The sequence below is a fragment of the Cupriavidus sp. PB-02 genome, from assembly GCF_058252315.1.
Window position 1 is genome coordinate 535,417 of record NZ_CM177694.1, and the last position, 20,287, is coordinate 555,703.

The 20,287-nt window shown below is 65.4% G+C and carries 18 protein-coding genes; 9 read left to right on the forward strand and 9 right to left on the reverse strand.

Features of this window, described 5'->3' with window-relative positions:
- Nucleotides 1-31: 31 nt before the first annotated feature.
- From AC10V3_RS02625 to AC10V3_RS02640, 4 genes are all read right to left on the reverse strand, one after another.
- Nucleotides 32-1,729 carry an MFS transporter gene (locus tag AC10V3_RS02625; RefSeq protein ID WP_454751574.1) on the reverse strand — a complete coding sequence of 566 codons (1,698 nt, stop codon included), beginning with the start codon at nt 1,727-1,729 and terminating at the stop codon, nt 32-34.
- 248 nt (nt 1,730-1,977) lie between these two features.
- The gene (locus tag AC10V3_RS02630; RefSeq protein ID WP_022533624.1) at nt 1,978-2,313 is read right to left on the reverse strand and encodes a DUF4212 domain-containing protein; all 336 of its coding nucleotides are present in this window, start codon (nt 2,311-2,313) and stop codon (nt 1,978-1,980) included.
- Nucleotides 2,310-3,869: a sensor histidine kinase gene (locus AC10V3_RS02635; protein ID WP_022533625.1), complete on the reverse strand. Its 1,560-nt coding sequence runs from the start codon at nt 3,867-3,869 to the stop codon at nt 2,310-2,312. Before AC10V3_RS02635 ends, AC10V3_RS02630 begins: the two co-directional genes overlap by 4 nt.
- A gap of 70 nt (nt 3,870-3,939) precedes the next feature.
- The gene (locus AC10V3_RS02640; RefSeq protein WP_349605546.1) at nt 3,940-4,629 is read right to left on the reverse strand and encodes a response regulator; all 690 of its coding nucleotides are present in this window, start codon (nt 4,627-4,629) and stop codon (nt 3,940-3,942) included.
- Nucleotides 4,630-4,873: 244 nt separating this feature from the next.
- Between AC10V3_RS02640 and recA the strand changes: the two genes are divergently transcribed.
- The 8 genes from recA to AC10V3_RS02680 all read left to right on the forward strand — a co-directional run bounded on the left by recA (nt 4,874) and on the right by AC10V3_RS02680 (nt 13,439).
- On the forward strand, nt 4,874-5,929 hold the full coding sequence (gene recA, locus AC10V3_RS02645) for a recombinase RecA (RefSeq protein WP_022533627.1): 1,056 nt from the start codon (nt 4,874-4,876) through the stop codon (nt 5,927-5,929).
- A gap of 114 nt (nt 5,930-6,043) precedes the next feature.
- Nucleotides 6,044-6,511 carry a recombination regulator RecX gene (gene recX, locus AC10V3_RS02650; RefSeq protein WP_454751575.1) on the forward strand — a complete coding sequence of 156 codons (468 nt, stop codon included), beginning with the start codon at nt 6,044-6,046 and terminating at the stop codon, nt 6,509-6,511.
- 329 nt (nt 6,512-6,840) lie between these two features.
- The gene (locus tag AC10V3_RS02655; RefSeq protein ID WP_022533629.1) at nt 6,841-7,536 is read left to right on the forward strand and encodes a DUF2889 domain-containing protein; all 696 of its coding nucleotides are present in this window, start codon (nt 6,841-6,843) and stop codon (nt 7,534-7,536) included.
- 91 nt (nt 7,537-7,627) lie between these two features.
- A complete protein-coding gene (gene sucC / locus AC10V3_RS02660) occupies nt 7,628-8,794 on the forward strand; it encodes an ADP-forming succinate--CoA ligase subunit beta (RefSeq protein ID WP_022533630.1) in 1,167 nt (388 codons plus the stop codon).
- A gap of 99 nt (nt 8,795-8,893) precedes the next feature.
- A complete protein-coding gene (gene sucD / locus AC10V3_RS02665) occupies nt 8,894-9,775 on the forward strand; it encodes a succinate--CoA ligase subunit alpha (RefSeq protein WP_022533631.1) in 882 nt (293 codons plus the stop codon).
- A 234-nt stretch (nt 9,776-10,009) separates the two neighbouring features.
- Nucleotides 10,010-10,705, forward strand: a complete 696-nt coding sequence (locus AC10V3_RS02670; protein ID WP_022533632.1) for a TerC family protein — start codon at nt 10,010-10,012, stop codon at nt 10,703-10,705.
- 317 nt (nt 10,706-11,022) lie between these two features.
- Nucleotides 11,023-11,532: a pilin gene (locus AC10V3_RS02675; protein WP_490923073.1), complete on the forward strand. Its 510-nt coding sequence runs from the start codon at nt 11,023-11,025 to the stop codon at nt 11,530-11,532.
- A gap of 95 nt (nt 11,533-11,627) precedes the next feature.
- Nucleotides 11,628-13,439, forward strand: coding sequence for a Wzy polymerase domain-containing protein (locus AC10V3_RS02680; RefSeq protein WP_490923074.1), 1,812 nt, complete (start codon nt 11,628-11,630; stop codon nt 13,437-13,439).
- Here AC10V3_RS02680 and AC10V3_RS02685 read toward each other — a convergent pair.
- From AC10V3_RS02685 to moaC, 5 genes are all read right to left on the reverse strand, one after another.
- The gene (locus tag AC10V3_RS02685) at nt 13,436-13,942 is read right to left on the reverse strand and encodes a glycine zipper family protein (RefSeq protein ID WP_022533635.1); all 507 of its coding nucleotides are present in this window, start codon (nt 13,940-13,942) and stop codon (nt 13,436-13,438) included. The two genes, AC10V3_RS02680 and AC10V3_RS02685, sit on opposite strands and share 4 nt — an antisense overlap.
- 14 nt (nt 13,943-13,956) lie before the next feature.
- The gene (locus AC10V3_RS02690) at nt 13,957-14,394 is read right to left on the reverse strand and encodes a hypothetical protein (protein ID WP_022533636.1); all 438 of its coding nucleotides are present in this window, start codon (nt 14,392-14,394) and stop codon (nt 13,957-13,959) included.
- A gap of 275 nt (nt 14,395-14,669) precedes the next feature.
- Nucleotides 14,670-15,881, reverse strand: coding sequence for an NO-inducible flavohemoprotein (gene hmpA / locus AC10V3_RS02695; protein ID WP_022533637.1), 1,212 nt, complete (start codon nt 15,879-15,881; stop codon nt 14,670-14,672).
- A 322-nt stretch (nt 15,882-16,203) separates the two neighbouring features.
- Entirely contained in the window at nt 16,204-17,523 is a 1,320-nt protein-coding gene (locus tag AC10V3_RS02700) for an IS110 family RNA-guided transposase (RefSeq protein WP_454752418.1), read from the reverse strand.
- A gap of 328 nt (nt 17,524-17,851) precedes the next feature.
- A complete protein-coding gene (gene moaC, locus AC10V3_RS02705; RefSeq protein WP_022533638.1) occupies nt 17,852-18,337 on the reverse strand; it encodes a cyclic pyranopterin monophosphate synthase MoaC in 486 nt (161 codons plus the stop codon).
- A 95-nt stretch (nt 18,338-18,432) separates the two neighbouring features.
- Between moaC and AC10V3_RS02710 the strand changes: the two genes are divergently transcribed.
- Nucleotides 18,433-20,256, forward strand: a complete 1,824-nt coding sequence (locus AC10V3_RS02710; RefSeq protein WP_490923077.1) for a beta-barrel assembly-enhancing protease — start codon at nt 18,433-18,435, stop codon at nt 20,254-20,256.
- Nucleotides 20,257-20,287 lie beyond the last annotated feature (31 nt).

Genomic DNA, 20,287 nt, shown 5'->3' on the forward strand with positions numbered 1-20,287 from the left:
CCTGCCGTCGTCGTTGCCGGTCGAGCCGGCGTCAGTCGTTGGCGTAGATGTTCACGTCCTTGGTCTCACGGACGAACAGCGCGCCGATCACGAAGGTGATGGCCGCGATGATGATCGGGTACCAGAGGCCGTAGTAGATGTTGCCGTTCTGGGCCACCAGCGCGAACGAGATGGTGGGCAGCAGGCCGCCGAACCAGCCGTTGCCGATGTGATACGGCAGCGACATCGAGGTGTAGCGGATGCGGGTCGGGAACAGCTCAACCAGCATGGCGGCGATCGGGCCGTACACCATCGTGACGTAGATCACCAGGATGACCAGGATCACCAGCACCATGATCGTGTTCATCTGCGCCGGGTCGGCCTTGGCCGGGTAGCCGGCGGCGGACATGGCGCCGCTCACTTCCTTCTTGAACGCCGCGATCTGGGTCTTGCTGGCATCGTCGAAGCTGTGGCCGTTGGCAAGCTTGGCGTCGAAGGCCTTGATCTCCTTGTCGCCGATCTTGACCGTTGCCACCGTGCCGGCCGGGGCTTCCACCACTTCATAGCTGGCCGAAGACTGGGCCAGGGTGCGCTTGGCGATATCGCACGAGCTGCGGAAGTCGATCTCGCGGGCGATCGGGCTGCCCTGGAACGAGCACTGCTTCGGATCCGCGGTCACCACGATCTGGGCGCTCTGCTGGGCGCGCTCTAGCGCCGGGTTGGCGTAGTGGGTCAGCGCCTTGAACAGCGGGAAGTAGGTCAGCACGGCCAGCGCGCAGCCTGCCATGATGATCCACTTGCGGCCGATCTTGTCGGACAGCGCCCCGAAGAAGATGAAGAACGGCGTGCCGATCACCAGTGCGCCGGCAATCAGCAGGTTGGCCGTCTTGGCATCGACCTTGAGTACCTGGGTCAGGAAGAACAGCGCGTAGAACTGGCCGGTGTACCAGACCACGGCCTGGCCGGCGGTCAGGCCGAGCAGGGCCAGGATCACGATCTTCAGGTTACGCCACTGCGCGAAGGACTCGGTCAGCGGGGCCTTGGAGGTCTTGCCCTCTGCCTTCATGCGCTGGAACGCCGGCGATTCATTCATCGACAGGCGGATGTACACCGATACGCCGAGCAGCAGGATCGACAGCAGGAACGGGATGCGCCAGCCCCAGACTTCGAAGTTCGGGCCGGTCAGCTCGCGGCACAGCAGGATCACGATCAGCGACAGGAACAGCCCCAGCGTGGCGGTGGTCTGGATCCACGCGGTATAGGAGCCGCGCTTGCCGTGCGGCGCGTGCTCGGCCACGTAGGTGGCGGCACCGCCATACTCGCCGCCAAGCGCCAGGCCCTGCAGCATGCGCAGGGCGATCAGGATGATCGGAGCCGCCCAGCCGATCGTGGCATAGCCCGGCAGCAGGCCGACGATGAACGTCGACACGCCCATGATCAGGATCGTTACCAGGAAGGTGTACTTGCGCCCGATCATGTCGCCCAGGCGGCCGAACACCAGTGCGCCGAACGGCCGCACGATAAAGCCGGCGGCAAACGCGAGCAGCGCGAAGATGAAGGCCGAGGTCGGATCCAGTCCGGCGAAGAACTGCTTGGCGATGATCGCCGCCAGCGAGCCGTAGAGATAAAAGTCGTACCACTCGAACACCGTGCCCAGCGAAGAGGCAAGGATCACCTTGCGCTCTTCGTGGGTCATCGGTGCGTTCTGCGCGCCCCCTCCGGGCACCGCGACGTTCTGCACGTTTGCCATCTTGTCTCCTCCGTCTGGAATGAATCTCGGGCAAGGCGCGGCGACGCGGGAAAGGCCCGTGCCGCTGGCCGGGGAGCCTGAGTTGCAGTGGATTGTGGGAGGCGAAACTTACTGAGTTCTGACAGATTCGCGCGCAAAAAGGCCGAAATAATCGGGGTATACGCTAGCGGTGCGCGGTGCCTAGCATGCTGCGACGCACTCGCTTTCAGCCGTGCGATGGCTTCGGTGCGCGATTTACCGGCGTGCGGCTATGCAGCATCGATGCCTGCGCCGCGCGAAGCACCCTGCGAAGGGAGGGGGGCGGGCACGGCCTCGCTGTCGGTCGCCCTGTCAGCTTCGTCGTCGGCGCGGTTCATGCGCCAGGCATAGAGCGCGGCCATCAGCACGTACACCACCAGCGCGCCCTGGGCGCCGACCCAGAACGAGAACGGCCAGCCGAAGAAGTCGAAGCGCAGCTCGCGCGCGAACCATGCCACCACGAAGGTGACCACGAACCAGACGCACAGCAGCCCGGCGATCCAGCGCAGGTTGCGATGCCAGGCCTGGCGCTGGCGGGCATCGGGACGATAGGGGACCTGGCTCATTCTGCTGGCGGCTCGGTGGGACGGCGCAGCGTCACGCGGAAATGCGCGCCCGCAAGCCGCGGCGATTGTTGGTAGACGTGGTCGGAAATCTGCACATCGCCGCCGTGCTGCTGCACGATCTCGCGCACGATGGCCAGGCCCAGGCCGCTGCCTTCGGTATTGGTGCCGAGCACGCGGTAGAAACGCTCCATCACGCGTTCGCGCTCGGCCGGCGGGATGCCCGGCCCGGTGTCTTCCACGTCCAGGTAGGCGAAGGGCTCGAATGCATCGGCGCTGACACGCACGGTGGCATGGCCGCCGCGCGGCGTGTAGCGGATGGCATTGTCGAGCAGGTTGTTCAGCATTTCGGTCAGCATCAGCCGGTTGCCCTGCACCATCACCGGATGGTCGCTCGCATCGAGCCCCAGGTCGATCTCGCGCGCCCAGGCCTGCGGCAGCCAGTCCTTGACCACCTCGCGCGCCAGCGCCGACAGGTCCAGCGCCGCCATGCCGCCGGAGCCGGCCAGGTTCTCCATGCGCGCCAGCGACAGCAGTTGCGTGACCAGGTGCGCGGTGCGCTCCGAGCTGCCGGCGATCTGCGCCAGCGAGCGCCGCAGCTCTTCCGGCGACTGCTCGCGCTGGGCCAGCTCGGCCTGCATGCGCAGCCCCGCGAGCGGGGTCTTCATCTGGTGCGCGGCATCGGCGATAAATCGCTTTTGCGTCTGCACCGACTGGTCCAGTCGCGCCAGCAACTCGTTGAACGAGCCCACCAGCGGCGTGATCTCCTGCGGCGCGGCGCGTTCGTCGATGGGGCTGGTGTCGCCCGGGTTGCGCGTGCGGATGCGCTGCTGGATCGCAGTGAGCGGCGCGAGGCCGCGCGACAGCCCGAACCACACCAGCACCACCGCCAGCGGCAGGATCACGAACTGCGGCAGGATCACGCCCTTGATGATTTCGTTGGCCAGCCGCGCGCGCTTGTCCAGGGTCTCGGCCACCTGTACCAGCACCGGCTGCGTGCCGCTGACGTGCTTGAGGTCGATATAGGTATAGGCCACGCGCACGTCGTTGCCCGCCACGCGGTCATCCCGCAGGGACACCAGGCCCGCATGGCCCTGGTCTTCCTCGGACGGCAGCGGCAGGTCGTGGTCGCCGGCGATGTACTCGCCGCGCTTGCCCACCACCTGGTAGTAGATGTTGTCGGTCTCGTCGGCGCGCAGGATCTCGCGCGCCGACAGTGGCAGCTGCAGCGTGACGCGGCCGTTCACCTCGCGCACCTGCTGCGACAGCACGATGGCGCTGGCCTCCAGCGCGCGGTCGAAGGGGCCGTTGGCGATCGACTTGGCCACCAGGTAGGTCACCGCGATGCTCATTGGCCAGAGCAGCAACAGCGGCGCCAGCATCCAGTCGAGGATCTCGCCGAAGAGCGAGCGCGGCGCCGGATGCGCGGTGCTTTCTTCCAGGTGCGGCAGCGCCTCGGCCAGTTCCTGGTCGGCGGCCTCGGCGTCGGGCGCCGCGGTGGGGGAGGGGGGTGGCGCCGCGCGGTGCGGGCGCCGCCAGGGCAGTCGCAGCAGGCTCATCTCGACGGTGTGGCCTCAGGTCCGGTCGCGGGTTCGCCTGCGGAGAAATGAAATCGGCGGACGGGGTTTGTCAGTGTTGGGCAGCGACGGCCGGCTGGAATTTCTCCAGGCAGTAGCCCAGCCCGCGCACCGTGGCGATGCGGATGCCGCCCACCTCGATTTTCTTGCGCAGCCGGTGCACGTAGACCTCGATCGCGTTGTTGCTGACTTCCTCGCCCCACTCGCACAGGTGGTCCACCAGCTGCTCCTTGGATACCAGCCGGCCGCTGCGGGTCAGCAGGATTTCCAGCAGGCCGGTCTCGCGCGCGGACAGGTCCAGCATCTGGTCGTTCAGGTAGGCGATGCGCCCGACCTGGTCGTAGGACAGCGGCCCGTGGCGCATCAGCGTGGCGCCGCCGCCGGCACCGCGCCGCACCAGCGCGCGCACGCGCGCCTCCAACTCGGACAGCGCGAAGGGCTTGGCCATGTAGTCGTCGGCGCCCAGGTCCAGGCCCTTGACGCGCTCGTCGACGCTGTCGGCGGCGGTCAGGATCAGCACCGGCAGCATCGCGCCGCGCGCGCGCAGGCGCTTGAGCACCTCCAGCCCGGACATGCGCGGCAGGCCCAGGTCCAGGATCAGCAGGTCGAAGGTCTGGGTCGACAGCGCCGAATCGGCTTCGAGGCCATTGGCGACGTAGTCGACGGCATAACCCGAGTGGCGTAACGAGCGCGTCAGGCCATCGGCCAGCACGTCGTCATCTTCGGCGATCAGAATGCGCATGGTTTGTCTCCACCTGGCCGGCAGAGCCGGCGCCGGGAATCGGATGAACCGGGCGCGATGGGGCTTGCCAAGCATACTGTTTTTTTATACAGTACCCGCAATTCCGCACGGGCTGCCGGGCGCGTCATAATTTGCATGCCTGCAGCGTGGCCGCGCAGATAGCCGGGCCGGGGCGCTGACCCCGGAAAATGCCGGTACCGCGCCACATGCGGCCTATTTATACACCATTGATTCAAGGACGACCATGGACGACAAGAAGGCAGGTGCCGGCGTGAGCGCCGAGAAGCAGAAGGCGCTTGCCGCCGCGCTCTCCCAGATCGAGAAGCAGTTCGGCAAGGGCTCGATCATGCGCCTGGGCGACGGCGAGGTCGAGAAGGACATCCAGGTGGTATCCACCGGCTCGCTCGGCCTGGACATCGCGCTGGGCGTCGGCGGCCTGCCGCGCGGCCGCGTGGTCGAGATCTATGGTCCGGAATCGTCGGGCAAGACCACGCTGACGCTGCAGGTCGTGGCCGAGATGCAGAAGCTGGGCGGCACCTGCGCCTTTATCGACGCCGAGCACGCGCTGGACGTCAGCTACGCCAACAAGCTGGGCGTCAACGTCGGCGACCTGCTGATCTCGCAGCCGGACACCGGCGAGCAGGCGCTGGAAATCACCGACGCGCTGGTGCGCTCGGGCTCGATCGACCTGATTGTGATCGATTCGGTGGCCGCGCTGGTGCCCAAGGCCGAAATCGAAGGCGAAATGGGCGATTCGCTGCCCGGCCTGCAGGCCCGCCTGATGAGCCAGGCGCTGCGCAAGCTGACCGGCACCATCAAGCGCACCAACTGCCTGGTGATCTTCATCAACCAGATCCGCATGAAGATCGGCGTGATGTTCGGCTCGCCGGAAACCACTACCGGCGGCAACGCGCTCAAGTTCTACGCCTCGGTGCGCCTGGATATCCGCCGCATCGGCTCGATCAAGAAGGGCGACGACGTGATCGGCAACGAGACCAAGGTCAAGGTGGTCAAGAACAAGGTGTCGCCGCCGTTCCGCGAAGCCTTCTTCGACATCCTCTATGGCCAGGGCATTTCGCGGCAGGGCGAGATCATCGACCTGGGCGTGGACGCCAAGATCGTCGAGAAGTCCGGCGCCTGGTACAGCTACAACGGCGACAAGATCGGCCAGGGCAAGGACAACGCGCGCGAATACCTGCGCGAGAACCCGGACATTGCCGACGAGATCGAGAACAAGGTGCGCGCGGCGCTGGGCGTGGTGGCGATGAACCCCGTCGCGGCGGAAGTGGTGGAAGGCTGACCCCCGCCAGCGGCCGCTGCAGCAGCCGGAAGGCCGGAGCATCGCCGATGCGCCGGCCTTTTTGCTTTGGCTGCATGACGCAGTGCCAGCCCATGCCAATGCCCTGACCCCTCGATGGCAACCCGTCCCCCGCTTTCCCTCAAGGCCCGCGCCGTCGGCTACCTGTCGCGCCGCGAGCACAGCCGTACCGAGCTGGCACGCAAGTTGGCGCCGCATGCCGAGTCGCCCGAGCAGCTCGAGCAGTTGCTGGACGCGCTCGAGCGCGAGAACTGGCTGTCCAACCAGCGCTTTGCCGACAGCCTGGTGCACCGCCGCGGCGCCCGCTATGGCACCGCCCGGGTCATGCAGGAAGCCAAGACCCACAAGCTGGGCAGCGAAGAGCTGGGCGAACTGCAGGACCGGCTGCGCGCCACCGAGGCCGAGCGCGCGCGCGAGGTCTGGCGCAAGCGCTTCGGCTCGCCGCCGGCCACGCCCGAGGAGCGGGCCAAGCAGGTCCGCTTCATGGTGGCGCGAGGGTTTTCGCGTTCCGTGGTCGGCAAGATTATCCAGGGGGCGGACGAAGAGTATGGGGACGAGACTTGATACGTCGGTGCTCAAAGCCTCTCATTTTTCTGCCCGATTACCTGCACGGGCGGAAGGGTGTTTTCGCTGCATTGCGCCATTAGTCGTGGCTCCGCAGCCACGCCGCTGTCGTGCGCGACACCACGTAAATCCCCGTTACGGCTGGTGCGTTGCGGAAATACCTCGCGCAATGGCGCGCGGCCCGTGGTCGGCCGACAATGCGGCGCGACAGTCGCCGCACAAGGATGTTCCCGGGCAACGCGGCGCGGCATGTTAAACTCCCCAGGTTATTCGGTGCTCCGGCACCGCCGTTCCCGAGCCCCCAGCGTTTCCGTTATTCCAGCCTGGCCATGCCTCTGTCCCAGCCCGTCAACCGCTCCCCGCGCCACCGCCGTGCCATCACGGCCGATGCGTACCAGAGGGAGGACGGCCTGTGGGATATCGAGGTGCGCCTGACCGACACCAAGCCCCGCGACATCGAACTTGCCGGCGACCGCATCCGCCCGCTGGGCCAGCCCCTGCACGACCTGTGGCTGCGCATCACGATCGACGAGGCAATGACGGTGCTGGATGCCGAGGCCTGCTCCGACTGGGTGCCGTACCCGTCGCAGTGCGACACCATCGGCCCGGCCTACCGCAAGCTGATCGGCCTGAACCTGCGCAAGGGCTTCCGCAAGGCGGTGCGCGAGCGCCTGGGCGGCATCAACGGCTGCTCGCACCTGACCGAGGCCGCCGGCGTGCTGCCCAGCACGGCGATCCAGGCCTTTGCCGGTGAAGTCATCAGTATCCGCGACAACGGCGAGGACGATCCGAATCCGGAGCCGCCCTATCAGTTGAACGGCTGCCACGCCCTGCGTTTCGATGGCGAGGTGGTACGAGAGTTTTACCCGCGCTGGTATGGTCACCAGCCGACGCCCAAGGCACGGGCCGAGGCAGCACCTGCCGTCGCAACCGCGCCTCAGGCGCAGACCGCGGCCAATGGCGACCGCGGCAATCACGGCAATGACGCTGTCCCGGCCGACCGGCCAACCGGCACCTCCGGCTGATTCTCAGGATCGGCCAGCCAGACGAGAGATTTCGTCTCCTTTTTCAGATTCTTCCCTTCTACCTTTTACGCCTACCCGAAAGGAAACACGCATGAATATCCATGAGTATCAAGGCAAGGAAATCCTGCGCAAATACAATGTGCCGGTTCCGCGCGGCATCCCCGCGTTCTCGGTTGACGAGGCCCTGAAGGCCGCAGAACAGCTCGGCGGCCCGGTGTGGGTTGTCAAGGCTCAGATTCATGCGGGTGGCCGCGGCAAGGGCGGCGGTGTCAAGGTTGCCAAGAGCATCGACGACGTCAAGACCTACGCTTCGAACATCCTGGGCATGCAACTGGTCACGCACCAGACCGGCCCGGAAGGCAAGAAGGTCAACCGCCTGCTGATCGAAGAAGGCGCCGACATCAAGAAGGAACTGTACGTTTCGCTGGTGGTGGACCGTGTTTCGCAGAAGGTCGCGCTGATGGCCTCGAGCGAAGGCGGCATGGACATCGAAGAAGTCGCTGCCCACACCCCGGAAAAGATCCACACCCTGATCATCGAGCCGTCGGTTGGCCTGACCGACGCTGAAGCCGACGACATCGCCCGCAAAATCGGCGTGCCCGACGCGAGCGTGGCGCAAGCCCGCCAGGCCCTGCAAGGCCTGTACAAGGCGTTCTATGAAACCGACGCTTCGCTGGCCGAAATCAACCCGCTGATCCTGACCGGCGACGGCAAGGTCATCGCCCTGGACGCCAAGTTCAACTTCGACTCGAACGCGCTGTTCCGTCACCCGGAAATCGTCGCCTACCGCGACCTGGATGAAGAAGACGCCAACGAAATCGAAGCCTCGAAGTTCGACCTGGCCTACATCTCGCTGGACGGCAACATCGGCTGCCTGGTGAACGGCGCCGGCCTGGCCATGGCCACCATGGACACCATCAAGCTGTTCGGCGGCGAGCCGGCCAACTTCCTCGACGTGGGCGGCGGTGCCACCACCGAGAAGGTGACCGAAGCCTTCAAGCTGATGCTGAGCAACCCGAACGTGCAGGCCATCCTGGTCAACATCTTCGGCGGCATCATGCGTTGCGACGTGATCGCCGAAGGCGTGATCTCCGCGTCCAAGGCCGTGCACCTGACGGTGCCGCTGGTCGTGCGCATGAAGGGCACCAACGAAGACCTCGGCAAGAAGATGCTGGCCGACTCGGGCCTGCCCATCATCTCGGCCGACACGATGGAAGAAGCCGCCCAGAAGGTGGTGGCCGCTGCCGCTGGCAAGTAAGCCGTCGCACGAACGCAACCATACGCGAACGCGAGCGGTGCGCAGGCGCTCCCTTGAGCCCTTGCGCGCGCCGCTCGTAGCCAAGCAAAGGATTACAGCATGTCGATTCTGATCAACAAAGACACCAAGGTCATCACCCAGGGCATCACCGGCAAGACCGGCCAGTTCCACACCCGTGGCTGCCGCGACTATGCCAACGGCAAGAACTGCTTCGTCGCAGGCGTGAACCCGAAGAAGGCCGGCGAAGACTTCGAAGGCATTCCCATCTACGCCAGCGTCAAGGACGCCAAGGCCCAGACCGGCGCCACCGTGTCGGTCATCTACGTGCCGCCCGCAGGCGCCGCCGCCGCGATCTGGGAAGCCGTTGACGCCGACCTGGACCTGGTGGTCTGCATTACCGAAGGCATCCCCGTGCGCGACATGATGGAAGTCAAGGACCGCATGCGCCGCGAGAAGAAGAAGACCCTGCTGCTGGGACCGAACTGCCCGGGCCTGATCACGCCGGACGAAATCAAGATCGGCATCATGCCGGGTCACATCCACCGCAAGGGCCGCATCGGCGTGGTGTCGCGCTCGGGCACGCTGACGTACGAAGCCGTGGGCCAGCTGACCGCGCTGGGCCTGGGCCAGTCGTCGGCTGTCGGCATCGGTGGCGACCCCATCAACGGCCTGAAGCACATCGACGTGATGAAGATGTTCAACGACGATCCGGAAACGGACGCCGTGGTCATGATCGGTGAGATCGGCGGTCCGGACGAAGCCAACGCGGCCAACTGGATCAAGGACAACATGAAGAAGCCGGTGGTCGGCTTCATCGCTGGCGTGACCGCGCCTCCGGGCAAGCGCATGGGCCACGCCGGCGCGCTGATCTCGGGCGGTGCCGATACCGCCCAGGCCAAGCTGGAAATCATGGAAGCCTGCGGTATCAAGGTGACCAAGAACCCGTCGGAGATGGGCCGCCTGCTGAAGGCGATGCTGTAAGTCGTACCTCGCCATTCCAGCGAGCGCTGGAATGACGAACCAGGCAAAGCCCCTGCCCGCGCGGGGGCTTTGTCTTTCTGGCGGACGTTTCAGCGTGGCTTCCGGCACGAAACATTACAGAATTGAAATCTAATCGAAAGGTTCGTGCGGTAAACAGTCATGTCCGTGTTTTGAGACATCCGAAACCCCGTCAGATGACGGGTGTGCCACCTATAAAATTCGAGGAGCCCTGCCGTGGAACTGCTGTCTTCCACCACATTCTGGATTGCGTTGGGATCGATCATCCTGACCAACATCGTCCTGTCCGGCGACAACGCGGTGGTGATCGCGCTCGCCTCGCGCAACCTGCCGCCCGCCCAGCAGAAGAAAGCCATCTTCTGGGGCAGCGCCGCCGCCATCATCATGCGCGTGGTGCTGACCGTGGCCGCGGTCAAGCTGCTGAGCCTGCCCTACCTGAAGATCGTGGGCGCAGTGCTGCTGGTCTACATCGGCGTGCAACTGCTGACCGGCGATGACGACGAGGAAGGCCACGACGGCAAGGACGATATCTGGGCCGCCATCCGCACCATCCTGATCGCCGACCTGGTGATGTCGCTGGACAACGTGGTCGCCGTGGCCGCCGCCGCGCAGAAGGGCCCCGAGGGCAGCCAGCTGATGCTGCTGATCATCGGCCTGGGCCTGTCGATTCCGCTGATCGTGTTCGGCAGCACGCTGCTGCTGAAGGTGATGGAACGTTTTCCGGTCATCATCGTGCTGGGCGCCGCGCTCCTGGGCTACCTGGCGGGTGAGATGCTGGTCAGCGATCCGGTTGACGCGGCCTGGTTCGAGGTCCACGTGCCGCATGCCCACCTGGTATTTGGCGCTGCGGGCGCGATTCTGGTGGTGATCATGGGCAAGCTGCTGAGCCGCCGGTCGGCACAGGCGGCCTGACGAGCTCCTCACCGAGGCGAGAAGGGCGGCCTGCTGGCCGCCCTTTTTGTTTGCGGTTGGCGAGGCCCCTGTCGGTGGGGTGGACAACTAACTCATGTGAGTGATCGCACATTTTGTCGCTTTGCCGGGTGCTAAGCGGTGCTGGTGACAAATTTTGGCGCTTGCGGCTGGCAACCCCCTGTTAGGTGACGAATTTTGTCTCTTTTTACGTCTTACGGACGGGGGATGCGGCTGGCACACTTACTGCTCAATGGTTCCCGCGTCACGCAACCGAAGACGTGCAACGCTTAACCAAAATCTCTTCGAGGGGTCAAATCATGCAACGGGTACAACAACTGAAGAAGCTGGGCCGTCGAGTCCAGAAGGGCTTTACGCTGATCGAACTGATGATCGTGGTGGCGATCATTGGTATTTTGGCGGCGATCGCGATTCCTGCCTATCAGGACTACGTGATTCGTGCTCGCGTCACAGAAGGTTTGTCGCTAGCCGATGCGGCGAAAACGTCCGTCACCGAAAACGCAGCCAACGGCGTTGCACTTGCCAATGGCTGGGTCGCCCCTAGCCCAACCCAGAACGTTACCGGTATTGCAGTGGCTGCGAATGGTCAGATCACTATCACTTACGCTGCTCGTGCAGGCGGTGGCACCCTCGTTCTTGTACCGTCCTCTGGCGCCGCAGCATTGGTTGCTGGTACTCCGCCGGCTGGTGGTTCGGTGGATTGGGAGTGCTTCTCGGCAGCCAAGGCAGCTTCAACTCTGCCGACTCCGGGCCCGGCTGGCGTCGCAACCCTCCCGGGCAACGTAGCCCCGGTAAGCTGCCGCACCTAATCGTCCTTAGATCAAGAGAAAAAGCGCCTGCGGGCGCTTTTTCTTTACCTCTACCCCAAGCTATCATGCGCCTTTTCCCCTAAACAGGCGCATCAATGCAGCCGTCCAGGACCCGCCTCCCGTCGGCCGCCCTCATTGCAGCAATCCTTGTCCCGCTGCTGGTTTCACGGCACACACTGCCGCTCGCAACGTTCTATGGTGAATGGGCTGCCGCGCTGTGTGCCATCGCCGCCGTCGCCGTTCAAGCGCTCCGCAGGCCCGCCGCATCGACTTCGGAGCCTTCCGCGTCCCTACCGTGGGTCTCGCTGCTATTCCTCTGGCTGGTCATCGTCAGCCAGATACTCAGCGCCCTCGGCCACGCTGACATCACCGGCAGTCGCACGATCACGATCCTCACGCTGATCCTCGGGGCCGCAGTGACATGCGCCGCATGGTGGTACCGCCGCACGCCGGCAGGCAGCACACAGGACGTTGGCGACGCGTTCGCCATTGCCTTCCTCATTGCCGGCCTGCTTGGCACCATCACCCAATGGGTGCAGCTCTTCCACCTGGAGCCGCGGGCATTCGGCCTCGTCTCCACCTACTTCTACGACGACAACCGCCGCCTGTGGGGCAACCTTAACCAGCCCAACCACCAGGCAACGGTGCACGGGCTCGCGCTGGCCGCCTCGGTATGGCTGGCCTCGCGCGGAAAGCTGCGCTTTCCGATGTGGTTGGCCGCGGTAGCGTTGCTGGAGAGCGGCATCGTGCTGTCGGGCTCGCGCACCGGCGTGCTGCACGTCGGCCTTGCAGCGGGCTACGCGCTGGTCGCTGCCCGGCTGGCACGCGGCACGCCGCGCGAGGCCGATCCGATGCGGCGGACTTCGGGATTGGTGGTGGCCGCGATCGGAATGGTGGCGATGCTGCTGATCCTGCAGCCTGCAATTCGCATAGCGGGGCAGGCTTTCGACTGGCGCCTGTTCGACACCATCGCGCAGCTCGAAGCCCAGGACCAGATGTCCGCACGCAGCGCGTTGTGGGCGCATGCCGTAGCCATGTTCCGCGCACACCCATGGTTCGGCGTCGGCTGGGGCGAGTTCGGCTGGTCACAGTTCCAGCAGCTGCCGCAGGTTGGTGTAAAGGTCGAGATGTCCCTGCATGCCCACAACGCCGTGCTCGACCTGCTGGCCAAGACCGGCATTGCCGGTACGGTCGGCGTCGCGGTCATTCTTGGCGCGTGGCTGTGGCGCGTGGTGCGGGGGGGGCTCTCGAAAGCGGATGCCGATGATCGCCGCCAGATCGTGCTGATGCTCGCCTGGCTGGCGATGCTGTGCGCGCATTCGATGCTCGAATACCCGCTGCATTACCTGTATTTCTTCCTGCCGTTCTGCTTCCTGCTCGGCTGGCTCGAGCCGGCGGGCTTCGGTCACTGGCGCATGCCGGCCTCAGTGGCGAAAGGCCTGGCCATCGCGCTCGCCGTGGTTTCCGTAGCGGTGCTGGCGACGATGTGGCAGGACTATCGCCGTGCCGAGGCGCGCGAATACGCCACCGCCCAGAGCCGCAACGCATTGCCGATGCCGCGCTTCTGGTTCCGCCAGCATGCGCAGGCCGATGCCGCGGGGCTGGCAGTGATCACGCCGGACAATGCCGCAGAGCTGCTGCCCGCGCATATCGCCGCAGTGCACCTACTGCCAACACCGACCATGATCGCGCGCACCGCATGGCTGCTGGCCCTAACCGGCGATCCCGCGCAGGGCCGCCTGTGGATGGAGCGGCTGCGCTGGTACTACCTCGGCGATGAAGTGGCGCAGTACGCGGCGATCGCGCAGGCGTGCCGCGAAGTGAAGCCGGAGCAGCGCCCGCAGGCGTTCTGCGCGTGGGTCAGCGACCGCTCGCGCCGGCTGTCGGAATGGAGCCGCCGGGACTAGTAGTACGGGGCGTAGTAGGCCGGCGGCGGGGGCGCGTAGTAGTAACGCGGCGCCGGAGCCGGCGCCGCGGCCACCCGCCCGCCTACCGGCACGCGGTTGCCGCTGGCATACATGCACTGCACGTAGGCGGCATCGTATTGCCGTTGCGTGCCGTAGCCTGCGTACTGCGCATTGCCGGCCCCGAACGCGGCGCCGGTCAGCAGGCCCAGGCCCGCGCCCACCGCCGCACCCGATCCGCCATCGAAGGCCGCGCCGGCCGCCGCACCCAGCGCGGTGCCGACCACGGCGCTGCCGACAGCCGCATTGTTGGCGGCCTGCGACGACGAGACGCCGCCCACCTGGCCAAGCGCGAACTGGCGGCAGTTGTAGTCGTCGGCGCGAAACTGGTCGAAGCTCTTGCCGGTGCCCGGTAGCGCCATCACGCTGGGGCCCGAGGGCATTACGACGCAGGCGCCGAGGGTCAGGGTGGCCACGGCCAGCGTGGCCCGGGTCAGGGCATGCATGGTGTCACCCCGCGTCAGGAGTTGGGCGGCGGTTGGGCCGGTACGCGCTGCCAGCCGCCGGGACAGGACTGCACGTAGGGGTAGTAGCCTTCGGGCTGGTTGCAGTGGTACCACCAGCCCTGATCCTGCGGCACGGCGCTGTCCGGGCCGGGGGCCGGCACCGGGCCGTTCGGGCCCTGTTCGATGTACTGCGGCGGCGCCGCGGGCACGGCGACCATCGGGGGCTGGTAGTAGTAGGGAGCCGGGTAGGCGTAGGGGTAGCCGCCATAGAACACGCCGGGCCCGAAATAGAGGCCCACGCCGACGCGCGTGCGCGTCTGGACAAAGCCGCCGCGTGCGTCGCTATCGTGCCAAACGGCATCGTGGAAATCGGCCCGCCCGGCGAGGGCGGCGCCGCTCGCGGCCGTCGCCGCCAGTGCCAGGGCCAGTTGGCAGAGCATGCGCCCGTTCATGGTATTCACCTCATCCCCGCACGCGCCATATGGCGCGCCACGGGCAGAGACCGCCGGCCGCGAATTGCGCCGGCCCGCAATCGTATTGAATACCAAATTGTCACGCGCCGGCGCCGGCGCGGCGTACGTGGAAATGCGGCGTTACCTTTATTACCGGGGAACGACAGTGGCGTTAGACGGTGTGATACGGCGCAACGGGGCGCGTGAGTCTCGGGCCAATGGGAAGCATTGCTGGCGGCTGGTTTGTCCCCTGAATGCTTCCCACTGCCTTGCTGCTATTCAGCAAACAGGTCTGGACCAAACACTTCGTAGTGAATGCGAGCCTCATGGATGCCCAGGTTCTTGAGCGCATCATGCTGCATGCGCATAAACGGGATCGGACCGCAGATGTAGTAGTCGGCATCGGGCAGGGAAACCGATTTCTCAATCAGCTTCACATCGACCAGTCCCGGGAAATCGTAATCCCGCCCTTGCGCATCCTGAGGCAGCGGCTGGTCGTAGAACACAAAGAGATCAAAGTTCTCGTATGCCTTAGCCGCCTCACGTAGTCGGTCGCGCATAGCGTGTACTACACTATTGCGTGCGCCATGAACGAACACCACGTGGCGCTGCGGGTCCTGTATGGCCCGCTTAAGCATGCTGATCATCGGTGTCAGCCCCACGCCGCCGCTGATCAGCACAATCGGTGTCTTGGCGTTGACATCGATATGGAAGCTCCCATACGGCGCCGCCAGCTTGACCTCATCCCCGACATTGACGTGATCATGCAGCAGGTTCGAGACATAGCCCGGTGGCTGCGTCCCGCCAGCTTCACGTTTGACGGAGATCCGATAGCTGCGCCCGTTTGGCATGTCCGACAGGCTGTACTGGCGAATCTGCTGCAACCCGAGCGCGGGCACATCCATCGCGACGCTGGTGTATTGGCCGGGTTCGAAGTTCAACACCGGACCACCATCGACCGGCTCAAGGATGAATGACGTGATCACGTCGCTTTCGGGGCGCTTCTCGCGAACCACAAAGGTGCGCCATCCCTTCCAGCCACCCGGTTGCTCCGAAGAACGCTCATATAGATCGCTCTCCATGCCCATCAGGACATCGGCCAGGTTCCCGTAGGCTTGCGCCCATGCCGAAATGATTTCCTCGTTTGCGGCGTCGCCCAGGACTTCCTTGATGGCCGCCAGCAGGTGTTCCCCAACAATGGGGTACTGTTCCGGCCTGACGCCGAGGCTCGCATGCTTGTTGGCAATGTTCTGCAGCACGGCCATCAGGCTGCTCGGGTCCTCGATATTCTCCGCATAGGCGTAGACCGCCCGTGCCAGCGCCTGCTGCTGCTGGCCCTGCTCCTGGTGGGCCATGTTGAACACGTTCTTCAGTTCGGGATGCGCTTCGAACATGCGTTTGTAGAAGCACTTGATGATGTCGAAGCCGTGTTCGGCCAGCACCGGTGCAGTGGCCTTTACGATGTCCTTCGTCTTCTGGGTCAACATGGTCGATCTCCTTTGCGCGGGCGTGGGGGGGCGCCAAATCGCGCGGGGCTGGACGGTGGCCTGCCTCGTCGGTTTGATCGATGTAGTCTAGGTGAGAGGTTCCTGACGGAGCAACGAAGCCGTGGTAATGGACGAGATCGAAGTCGGCTTCGCTGAAGCACTTCCGCGTCTCGCTATTACGATTTACCCCGATACGGGACGTAAGCCGGTTCTCGTAGACTGAGGCCTAAGTCGGAACGAACTTAGCCAAAGGCGGCCACCCATACGGGCCGCAACCCCACGTCTACTTCGTTCCGACCCCCTTTCCATGAACCATTGGTTTCTATGCGGCAGTAGGGAGGGGAACTAGCTCCTGGCCGAGTTGTTTGGCCAGGTGCCTGAGTGCCCGCCGTTTGGTTTCGAGGACGCGGGCCTCGTAGTGTGCCAAGCCACTTTCGACGTACTGCATTCCCTTAACCATGACGCGCCAGAAGAGGATGGCCAGCTTGCGTGCCAACGCAATGTTGGCAATCAGTGCGCCGCGTCGTGCTGCCATGCGTCGGTAGAAGCCACCCAAGGCGATGTCCTTGCTACGCGCCAGACTCCGGGCCATCAGGCAGAACAGTCGACCGGCGCGATTGCGGTGGCGTTTGACGCTGCCGCGGCGCTTGCCGCTTTGGCGGCTTCCCGGTGCCAGGCCCATCCATGCGGTGAAGTGTTTCTCGGTAGGCCATCGAGTTAAATCGGTGCCGACCTCGGAGATCAGTTGCAGCACGCTGTATTCGGTGTGGGCTGGCAAGGTGGTCAAGTCCTGCCCGTGGCATATCTGCGTGAGGATGTGACGCAATTGCCCGATATCTGGGGCGTTGGGACCCGGACGTTTGCGTGGCTTGGTGTTGGCGGGATCGGTTGGAGGCTGTTTGTCGTTGGCCTGAGGTAATAAGGCCTGGATCTGGCGGTCGCACTCGGTGATCTGGTGTTGGTAGTGTTCCCAGCTTTGCAAGGCCTGGCGTAGCGCGAATAGGTGTTTGGCATCCCAGGTGCCGCGCAGTGACTCCTTGACCCGCTCGGCCTTGGCGCGCTGAATCTGGATGTCGCATAGCGACAGCAGTCGATCGGGATTGCGCTCACCGTCGAGGATGGCTCGCACCACGGCCAGGCCGCTAGCACCGGTGAGACTGCTGATGACGTCATGCAGCTTGACGTTCATGCGTTCTAGCGCCTTCTGCATGTGCTGGACGTGGCTGGCGGCCAAGGCAATGTGGTCGGCCCGTAGGCGCATATAGTCTTGCAGGTCGCGAATGTGGGCCGGTGGCACAAAGCCGGCGCGCAGGAGGCCGTGGGCGTGCAGCGTCGCTCCCCACTGGCAGTCGAGCATATCGGTCTTGCGGCCGGGCAGGTTCTTGGTCTGGCGGCCGTTGACCATTACCACCTCCAAACCTGCGGCTTCCAGTACGCCATACAAGGGCAACCAGTACACCCCGGTGGCCTCCATGGCGACCGAGCGCACTTGCTGCGCCAGCAGCCAGTCGCGCAGGGCATGCAATTGCGTCGTCACCGTACCGAAGACTGCTGGTGGCCCCCCTGCAATCGACACATGCATTTGTTCGCTGCCCACGTCTACGAAGGCTGCGTGTGCATCCAGAACTGGTAAATCGCTCATGAGTCACTCCTGGCAAGGTGCAAGTCATGGCGTGTCTTGCCGCCAGCCCGGCCGCGTTCAGGGCATGACAAATCTTTCCAACGGGAAGCAGGTGCTCACCAAAATGCGCAATCGTCCGCGAACGGAGCCAATCTACCCACCGGGCAGCTAGCACCAAAGGGAATGACGGCTACGCTGCTTGCGGCATTCCACGTCCTTGATAACACTACACGGTTCATGGTCCGTGCGCAGTTTTGGACGAAACAGGCAGCTACCCACCAACCCGCTTCGGCGGGTTTCCTGTTTGCGCTTCCTGGTTTTGCCGCGAGCCGGGGGATCGCCGGATCAACTACTTAGTGCCGCCCGCCACCCAGTCGCCCGACTTGCCGCCGTGCTTCTCCAGCAGCTTCACATTGCCCATCACCATGCCCCGGTCCACCGCCTTGCACATGTCGTAGATCGTCAGCAGCGCCACCTGCACGCCGGTCAGCGCCTCCATTTCCACGCCGGTCTGGCCGCGGGTCTCGGTGCGCACGGTGCAGGCGACGGTGGCGGCCGCTTCGTCCAGCGCGAACTCGACCGCGACCTTGGTCAGGCCGATCGGGTGGCACAGCGGGATCAGGTCGGCGGTGCGCTTGGTGGCCATGATCGCCGCCACGCGCGCGATGCCCAGCACGTCGCCCTTCTTGGCGCTGCCGTCGCGCACCAGCGCAAAGGTGGCGGGTTGCATGGTGATGGTGCCGGTGGCCACGGCCACGCGGTGCGTGCTGGCCTTGTCGCCGACGTCGACCATATGGGCTTGTCCGGCGGTATCGAAATGGGTGAGCTGGGACATGGCAGAATTTCCGGCGGGACTTCGGGCGGGTGGCCTTCGGTGTGTGAGAGAACCATCCGATGGGAACGGCTACTGGAGGCCGCTATCATAGCAACATGCCAAAACACCCTTCGCTTCGCAGCTCTGCCGCACGCGGCCGTGACGCCGCGGCGGACGCCGTTCCTGGCGGCTGTGCGTCACATCGTGGCGATGGCGACGCATGGGCGCCCTGGCGGCGGCCGCTGGCGGCGCTGCTGGCGCTGACCTTCGCGGCGCCGGCATGGCCGCAGGGTACGCCCCGGACGCCGGCGGCAGCGGGCACGCCGCCCGCGACGACAGCCGTCAGCCGCCCACCGCCGGCACCGGCGCCGACGGTCTCGTCGGAGGCCAGCGACCAGGTCTACGACAACCTGAACCGCAGCATAAAGGCCGGCCAGAAATCCGAGTTCGGCCTGCGCACCAACAATCCCGTGGTGGAAGCCGGCGGCGTGCAGCTGCCGGACATGGGCGACCCGTCCACCGCCTCGCTGTCGCCGGATATGGAAAAGCGGCTGGGCGACCGCTTCATGCGCGATATCCGCCGCGACCCGCTGTACGTGTCGGACCCGCTGCTGTCCGACTACCTGAACGCGCTCGGCTACCGGCTGGTGCAGGCCGCGCGGCGCCAGAATATTTCCGGCTCGACCGGTGCCGGCACCTTTGCCACCGGCTTCGACCTGTTCGCGGTGCGCGACCGCAGCATCAACGCCTTTGCCATGCCGGGTGGTTATATCGGCGTGCATACCGGGCTGCTGGTGCAGTCCGACACCGAGTCGGAACTGGCCTCGGTGCTCGGCCATGAAATCGGCCACGTGATGCAGCGCCATATCGCGCGCGGCATCACCTCGCAGGACCAGTCGATGTGGATCGCGCTGGCTTCGATGGTGCTGGCGGGGCTGGCCGCCACGCGCAGCCCCGATGCCGCGGCGGCGCTGGCGATGGGCGGGCAGGGCGCGGCCATCGCCAACAAGCTGTCGTTCTCGCGCGGTGCCGAGCGCGAGGCCGACCGCGTCGGCTTCCAGATCATGACCGCGGCGGCCTTCGACCCGCAGGGCATGCCGGACTTCTTCATGCGGCTGCAGCGCGTGTCCGGCACCGCCGAGAACTCGGTGCCGTCCTATGTGCGCACCCACCCGCTGACCTCGGAGCGGATCGCCGACATGCAGGACCGCGTCAGGCATGTCAGCGAACGCAAGGTCGCCAATACGCCGGAGTACGAGTTCGCGCGGATGCGCGCGCGCGTGATCCAGGAGTCGTCGCCGGGCGAGTTGCAGAACCTGCGTTCCGCGCTGCGCGCGCAGTTGCCGGGCGCGTCGGCGGTGCGGGCGCCGGCGCTGCACTACGGTATTGCCTTTGCCGAGCAGCGGCTGGGCCGCTACCCCGCCGGCGAGCAGGAGCTTGCCGAGGCCCGGCGGCTCTATGGCACCATCCCCGGCGCCAGTTCCGGCAGCCCGATGCTGGATGTGATGGCGGTCGAACTGGCCCGCGCGCAGGGCCGCGTGCCCGAGGCGCTCAGCCAGGCCAGCGCGTCGATGAAGGCCTTCCCGCTGTCGCACGCGGTGTCCGTGGTCTATGCCGAGACCCTGGTCGGCTCAGGCCGCTATGACGACGCGGTGCGCTTCCTGCGCGAACGCACGCGCCAGGAAACCACCCGCAGCGAATGGTGGGAGATGCTGGCGCGCGCCTACGCGGGCCAGGGCAAGCGGCTGCAGCAGCACCAGGCGTTGGCCGAGAAGTATGCGATGGACGGCGCCTACCAGGCCGCCATCGAGCAACTACAGATCGCGCGCAAGGCCGGCGACGGCGATTTCTATGCGCTGTCGGAAGTCGATGCGCGGCTGCACCAGTTGGAGCGCCAGTACCGCGAAGACAAGCAGGACAGCAAGGGCATACCGAACTGACAGCGGGTACCGCCGCCTTTCACACTGCATT